This window comes from Bradyrhizobium sp. GCM10028915 (assembly GCF_042666195.1).
GTDB classification, from domain to species: domain Bacteria; phylum Pseudomonadota; class Alphaproteobacteria; order Rhizobiales; family Xanthobacteraceae; genus Bradyrhizobium; species Bradyrhizobium canariense_D.
The window spans coordinates 1-5,793 of record NZ_JBHTFN010000076.1 but is presented as its reverse complement, the minus strand read 5'-3'; the positions used below and the strand labels follow the sequence as shown (position 1 = coordinate 5,793).

7 protein-coding genes are annotated in these 5,793 nt (G+C 64.5%); 6 read left to right on the top strand and 1 reads right to left on the bottom strand.

The features are described 5' to 3' along the window. The 6 genes from ACFQX9_RS38635 to ACFQX9_RS38610 all read left to right on the top strand — a co-directional run. Positions 1–1,167 (top strand): efflux RND transporter permease subunit (locus ACFQX9_RS38635; protein ID WP_377792189.1); only part of this gene is annotated, 1,167 nt, incomplete at its 5' end. Positions 1,168–1,344: 177 nt separating this feature from the next. Beyond that, the gene (locus tag ACFQX9_RS38630) at positions 1,345–2,031 is read left to right on the top strand and encodes a c-type cytochrome (RefSeq protein WP_377792188.1); all 687 of its coding nucleotides are present in this window, start codon (positions 1,345–1,347) and stop codon (positions 2,029–2,031) included. Between the two features lie 74 nt (positions 2,032–2,105). Then, positions 2,106–2,663 carry a sigma-70 family RNA polymerase sigma factor gene (locus tag ACFQX9_RS38625; protein ID WP_377792187.1) on the top strand — a complete coding sequence of 186 codons (558 nt, stop codon included), beginning with the start codon at positions 2,106–2,108 and terminating at the stop codon, positions 2,661–2,663. Next, entirely contained in the window at positions 2,660–3,301 is a 642-nt protein-coding gene (locus tag ACFQX9_RS38620; RefSeq protein WP_377792185.1) for an NrsF family protein, read from the top strand. The genes ACFQX9_RS38625 and ACFQX9_RS38620 overlap by 4 nt, the downstream gene beginning before the upstream one ends. Positions 3,302–3,406: 105 nt before the next feature. Next, a complete protein-coding gene (locus tag ACFQX9_RS38615) occupies positions 3,407–3,661 on the top strand; it encodes a hypothetical protein (protein WP_377792184.1) in 255 nt (84 codons plus the stop codon). Between the two features lie 364 nt (positions 3,662–4,025). After that, entirely contained in the window at positions 4,026–4,637 is a 612-nt protein-coding gene (locus tag ACFQX9_RS38610) for a class I SAM-dependent methyltransferase (protein ID WP_377792182.1), read from the top strand. Positions 4,638–4,975: 338 nt separating this feature from the next. Here the strand turns inward: ACFQX9_RS38610 and ACFQX9_RS38605 are convergent, their stop codons facing one another. Then, positions 4,976–5,698: an SOS response-associated peptidase gene (locus ACFQX9_RS38605; RefSeq protein ID WP_377792191.1), complete on the bottom strand. Its 723-nt coding sequence runs from the start codon at positions 5,696–5,698 to the stop codon at positions 4,976–4,978. Positions 5,699–5,793 lie beyond the last annotated feature (95 nt).

Sequence of the window (5,793 nt, the reverse complement as noted above, 5' to 3'; positions counted from 1 at the left end):
GTGATCGGGACCGACCTGGTCGAGATCGACAAGCTCGCCAAGCAGATCGAGCAGGTCCTCAAGGCCGTGCCGGGCACCTCATCGGCCTATGCCGAGCGTGGCATCGGCGGCTACTATCTGGAAGTCACCCCCAACCGTGCCGCGCTGGCGCGCTACGGCATCATGGTCCAGGACGTTCAGGACACGATTGCGACTGCGCTCGGCGGCCAGACCGTGACCACGACCGTGGAAGGGCGGCAGCGCTTCACCGTCAACATGCGCTATCCGCGCGATCTGCGCGACAATCCGCAGGCCATCGCCAACGATGTGCTGGTGCCGATGCCCGCGGGCGGCGCGGTACCGCTCGGCGAGGTTGCCAAGGTCGCGCCGGCGCGCGGGCCGACCTCGATCCGGACCGAGAATGGCCAGCTCGCGACCTACATCTACGTCGACATCCGCGATCGCGACCTCGGGGGCTACGTCGCGGACGCCAAAGCCTCTGTGCAGGCCAGCATCAAGTTTCCGCCGGGCTACTACGTGATGTGGAGTGGTCAATACGAATACCTGGAGCGCGCAACCGCGCGGCTGAAGATCGTCGTGCCCGTGACGCTGCTGATCATCTTCCTGCTGCTGTACCTGAACTTCCGTTCGATCAGTGAGACGATGATCGTGATGCTCTCGCTGCCGTTCGCGCTGGTCGGGGGGCTTTGGCTGATGTGGTGGTTGAGCTTCAACCTTTCGGTGGCGGTCGCCGTTGGCTTCATTGCGCTTGCCGGCGTCGCCGCAGAGACCGGCGTCGTCATGCTGATCTATCTCAACCAGGCGCTGGCGGAGATCGAGGCGCGACGTGCCACCGAGGGGAGGGCCCTGACCCGCGGCGATCTCTATGACGCCATCATGGAGGGCGCGGTGGAGCGCGTGCGGCCCAAGATGATGACGGTGGTCGCGATCATGGCGGGCCTGCTGCCGATCATGTGGAGCACCGGGACTGGCTCCGAGATCATGCAGCGCATCGCGGTGCCGATGATCGGCGGCATGATCTCGTCAACGCTGCTGACGCTGATCGTCATTCCGGCGATCTTCGGCCTGGTGAAGGGCTTCGGATTACCGCGCGGCGATCGAAAGCCTCCGCCACGAGTCCGAAACCGGGCCAAACGCCTCCAACTGGTTCACGAGCCAGCCGAATGAGATGAACCATGATGCAACACATGATGCCGGGAATGATGTGGGGAATGGGACTTCTGTGGCTGCTTGCGATCGTCGTTCTGGTGCTCGCAGCCGCAGCGCTGATCAAGTATCTCCGCTCCTGACGCACGGAGGCCGAAAATGAAGAGACTTGCAGTCGTCGTACTCACCGCAACGGCCTTGCTGTCGCCCGCGTTTGCGGAAGGCGCTCCATCGCGAGGTCGGCAGGACTTCAGGGCGTGTGCCCCGTGCCACTCGCTCCGGCCCGACCGCAACATGACGGGCCCGAGCCTGGCCGGCGTTTGGGGGCGCAAGGCCGGCTCGCTGCCGAGCTTCGAGCGCTACTCCGACGCGCTGAAGTCGTCGGGGATCATTTGGGATGACCGCTCGCTCGACGGATGGCTCACCGACCCCCAGGCGATGGTGCCGGAAAACGACATGCCGTTCGAAGGCATCAAGGATTCCCATGCCCGCGCGGATCTGCTCGCCTTCCTCAAGGAAGCCACCAAGCCGGGCGCGCAGCAACAGACGGCCCAGCAGCGCGGTATGAAAGGCATGGGCGGGATGGGCGGCGGCATGATGGGAGGCATGATGGGCGGCGGGCATGATCCCAACCTCAAAGGCCTCGAACCGGCCAAACAGGTGAAGGCGATCGCCTATTGTCATGACACCTACCGGGTCACCACCGCGGACGGAAAGACGCGCGCCTTCTGGGAGCGCAACCTGCGATTCATGACCGACTCCAGCCAGGACGGACCGGAGAAGGGCGCGCCGGCGATCATGCCGGCCGGCATGATGGGAGACCGCGCCGCCGTGATCTTCGCCGACCCGGAAGAGATCGCCGGGCTCATCGCGAAACATTGCTAGGTCGGTTCGCCGTCGACTTTCGGTAACATCTTTAACGCGGCCATGGACTTCGCCCGATTCGAAGAGCGTCAGGAATGCAGAGCCCCGAACTGGAGTTGAAGGCCTTGATGCTGGCCGGCTTGGGCGGAGACGCGGCTGCGCATCGCGCGCTGCTCGATCGCCTCAGCCGTCATCTGCGGAGCTACTACAAGCGACACCTGATCCGGAGCGGACGGGGAGCGGAGGAGGCGGAAGATCTCACGCAAGAGGCGCTGCTTGCCATCCACCTCAAGAGGCATACGTTCGATGTCGCGCAGCCGTTAACGCCATGGATCCACGCGCTCGCCCGCTACAAGATGGTGGATCACCTGCGGCGGAACCGGCTCTCGGCGGCAAGCGTTCCGATCGACGACCATCTCGATCTGGTCGGAACGGGCGACGAGGACGCGATCGAGAGTACACGCGACCTCGGACGGCTGCTCGCCAGCTTGCCCGAGACGACTCGCCGCACGATCCAAGCCGTGAAGCTCGAAGGCAAGAGCGTCGCCGAGACGGCCGCGCGCTACAGGATGTCGGAATCCAACGTGAAGATCACCATCCATCGCGGATTGAAGGCGCTGGCGGCTCTCATCGGCAGAGAGACGCGCGCATGAGGACCGAAGACCTGATCGACGCTCTCGCACGCAGCGCCCGACCGGTCGACCGGACGATGGTTGGGCGCAGGTTCACCGCTGCCTTGCTGATGGGCGGAGCTTTCGCCGTCTGCATCGCGATCGCTTCGCTCGGGATGCGCCCCGACCTCGCGGCGTCGCCTGCCGTGGGTTTCGTAGCCGCCAAGCTGGTGTTCGCTGCCGCCATCTTTGTGGTCGCGGCATTCTATCTGATACGGGTCGCCCGGCCCGGAGGCGAGGCAAGGGTATCCTTTCTGGCGATCAGCGCGCCCTTCGTAGCTTCGGTCGCGATCGCCGCGGCCGTTTTGGCAGGAGCTCCCGCCGCCCATTGGGACCGGATGCTGCTGGGAGACGAGTGGGCCGAGTGCCTTCTGTCCATACCGCTGATCGCCATCGTGCCGTTCGCGCTCGTGATCTGGGCGACCCGTAGGGCGGCCCCTACCGACCTCGTCCGAGCCGGCGCGTTCGCCGGCCTCGTCGCCGGCAGCATCAGTGCGATGGCTTACGCGCTGCACTGCACCGACGACTCGCTGCCGTTCGTGACCGTCTGGTACGGGGGCACAATCGCGGTGTGCACGTTGGCGGGGGCGCTCCTGGGGCCACGATTGCTGAGATGGTGACGGCGCGGCCGTCACCTCCGCGTGATCTTGTAACCGAAACCGCGAAAGACACGAACTCCATCAAGAAGCGCACATCAAGTGCGATTTCGAAAATGGAGCCGGACCATGTTGAAGAAAATGATTGCGACGACGTCGCTTCTACTGCCGCTTATTGTCGCTGCAGGCGCGGCCCAGGCGGGCGAGACGATCAGCGACAAGCGCTATTGGCCAAACGAGGTCACGAGGTCCGAAGCGTTCACGACCCGCTCAAACCCTAATGCCGCTTTCGCGTACGAAGCGCCCGCACCGGATTTCGCCCGCCCAGCGACCGTTCCCACGGTGGATGGCCGGCGATATCAGGGTGGGCCCAAGGGGCGCTAAGCAGTTCACCTGGTCGCGTGGGACTGCCGCCGCTACATGCCGCTCGCGCGATGAGTTCGACCGGATCATGCCTGCTAAGCTCGAACCTAGAACCATGGGAGCGGTCCGGCGTTGTCGCTAGTCGGGGAATGCGAGTAATCTGCGGATTGCGGTGCGATGATGGGCTCGATCTCTTTCGACGCTGCTGACGCTGATCGTGATTCCGGTGATCTTCTGGGAATGCGATCTCCGCTTGAAAACGGATTCCGGGAAGGGCGGCCCGCAGACTGGCGCGCCGGCGCCAGCATGTGGATGATCGCGCGGCCGTGATCTTGGCACCCGACGAGCTCAGCGATTTCGAACGGCCATGTTGGGAGATGCTGGGATGGGCTTATACAACGACTTCATCCTTCCGAGACTTTGCGATCTCGCGATGCGCAACAAGGAGCTTTTGCCCTATCGCGTGCGGGCGATCCGTGCGGCGCAGGGCCGCGTGCTCGAGATCGGCATCGGGTCTGGCCCCAATCTCCCCTTCTACGGGCCAGCCGTGAAGCAAGTGGTGGGGCTCGAACCCCGTCCGAAGCTCCTCGAGATGGCCCGCCACGCTCGACACCCTGGTATTCCCGTCGAATTCGTCGAAGGTTCCGCCGAGGCGATTCCGATTGGGGACCGCAGCATGGATACAGTCGTGACGACCTGGACGATGTGCAGCATCCCGGATGTCGACCGCGCGCTCGCCGAGGCCCGCCGGGTGCTGAAGCCGGGCGGTAAGTTAGGCTTCGTCGAGCACGGCCGCGCGCCCGAACCGCGCGTGCGGTGGTGGCAAGATCGCCTGACGCCCACATGGAGGCGCATCTCAGGCGGTTGTCGTCTCAACCGAGACATTGCTGACGTTCTTCGCAGGAACCGCTTTCATATCGAAGAGATGCACACCGGCTACATGAATGGACTGAAGCCCATGACCTTCATGTATGAGGGCCAGGCGAGTCCTCGTTGATGGCGAGCTCGGGCATAGCAAATCGTTGGTCGCGTGAGCCGAAAAAGGAGCGGAATATGGGACATGGCGCGGCGTCGAAGTGGTCGGGCCGCCGGGTGTACGCAGGCGTGCGGGTCGGCGCGGTCCTGCATCCAGCCATGCTCCTCGCACTCTCGGTTGGCGCCGGCCTTCTGCAGCACTGAGGCCCGCCTTTTCCTTGAACATCAGCATCGAGATCGGCTCCTGCCGGGGCGAATCCTTCCGCCCCCTTGCTCGTTCCGGGCGGTTAGTCTAGCGCGGAGCAGGATTTCGGCAGAGCTGGGGCTTGTCCACGTGTTCCGAAGCGCCTGAGCCGAGCGCTACGTGGCCGGCGAGGGATCTTCCTTCACGCCTCGCGCGACGACTCGCAACGCCCCGTCCGGAAGCGGCCGCTGCAGCTTCAGCGCCTCGTCCGCCGGCGCAGTCATCCAGGTCTCGACCTCCTCAGGCGTCGTCAGGATCACCGGCATCGCCTTCGGGTGGATGGCGCCCACCTCGGCGTTCGGCTCTGTCGTCAGGAACGCGTAGATGTCATTGGTGGTCTCGCCCTCTTTGACCTTCCGGACCGATGTCCAGTTGGTCCAGATGCCGGCGAAGCACGCGAGCGGGCGGGTCTCGTCGAGCGCGAACCAGATGTCGCCGCCTTCGGCCTTGTTGAACTCGCTGAACGAGTTGAACGGCACCACGCATCGGTTCTCCGGGCCGAGCCAGCGCGTCCAGTGCTTGCTCTTCACGTTGCGGATGTTGGTGGTTCCAGAATCCGGCTCCATCCGGAGCAATTCCTTGAAGTCGACGGGCCTGCCCTTGGCCTCCAGCTTGGCGGCGCGCTTCTTGGTCGCCTCCTTGAGCGCGTGCGCCGACGAGGGCATGCCCCAGCGCGCGGTGACGAGCTCTCGGCCCTCGGCGCCGGTCCGGAGGATCGGTGCCGTGTAGTCCGGAAACACGCCCGGCATCGGCGCCAGGTTGCCGACGTACCGGTTGACGACGCGGAACAGCGCACTGATGGCGGCCTGGTTGGTGGTGATCGAGTACAAATTGCAGATGTGGACGGCCCCCCACTTGTCAGGATTGTAGCAGACTTTTGGCCAGATCGCTTGCTATCAGATGTCCGGCCTGTTTGCGCGGACAAAGCCCGCTG

Bases quoted from the DNA above. Each gene is read 5' to 3' on its own strand.
- ACFQX9_RS38620 (WP_377792185.1), top strand. From the start codon at position 2,660: ATGAGGACCGAAGACCTGATCGACGCTCTCGCACGCAGCGCCCGACCG.
- ACFQX9_RS38615 (WP_377792184.1), top strand. From the start codon at position 3,407: ATGTTGAAGAAAATGATTGCGACGACGTCGCTTCTACTGCCGCTTATT.
- ACFQX9_RS38625 (WP_377792187.1), top strand. From the start codon at position 2,106: ATGCAGAGCCCCGAACTGGAGTTGAAGGCCTTGATGCTGGCCGGCTTG.
- ACFQX9_RS38610 (WP_377792182.1), top strand. From the start codon at position 4,026: ATGGGCTTATACAACGACTTCATCCTTCCGAGACTTTGCGATCTCGCG.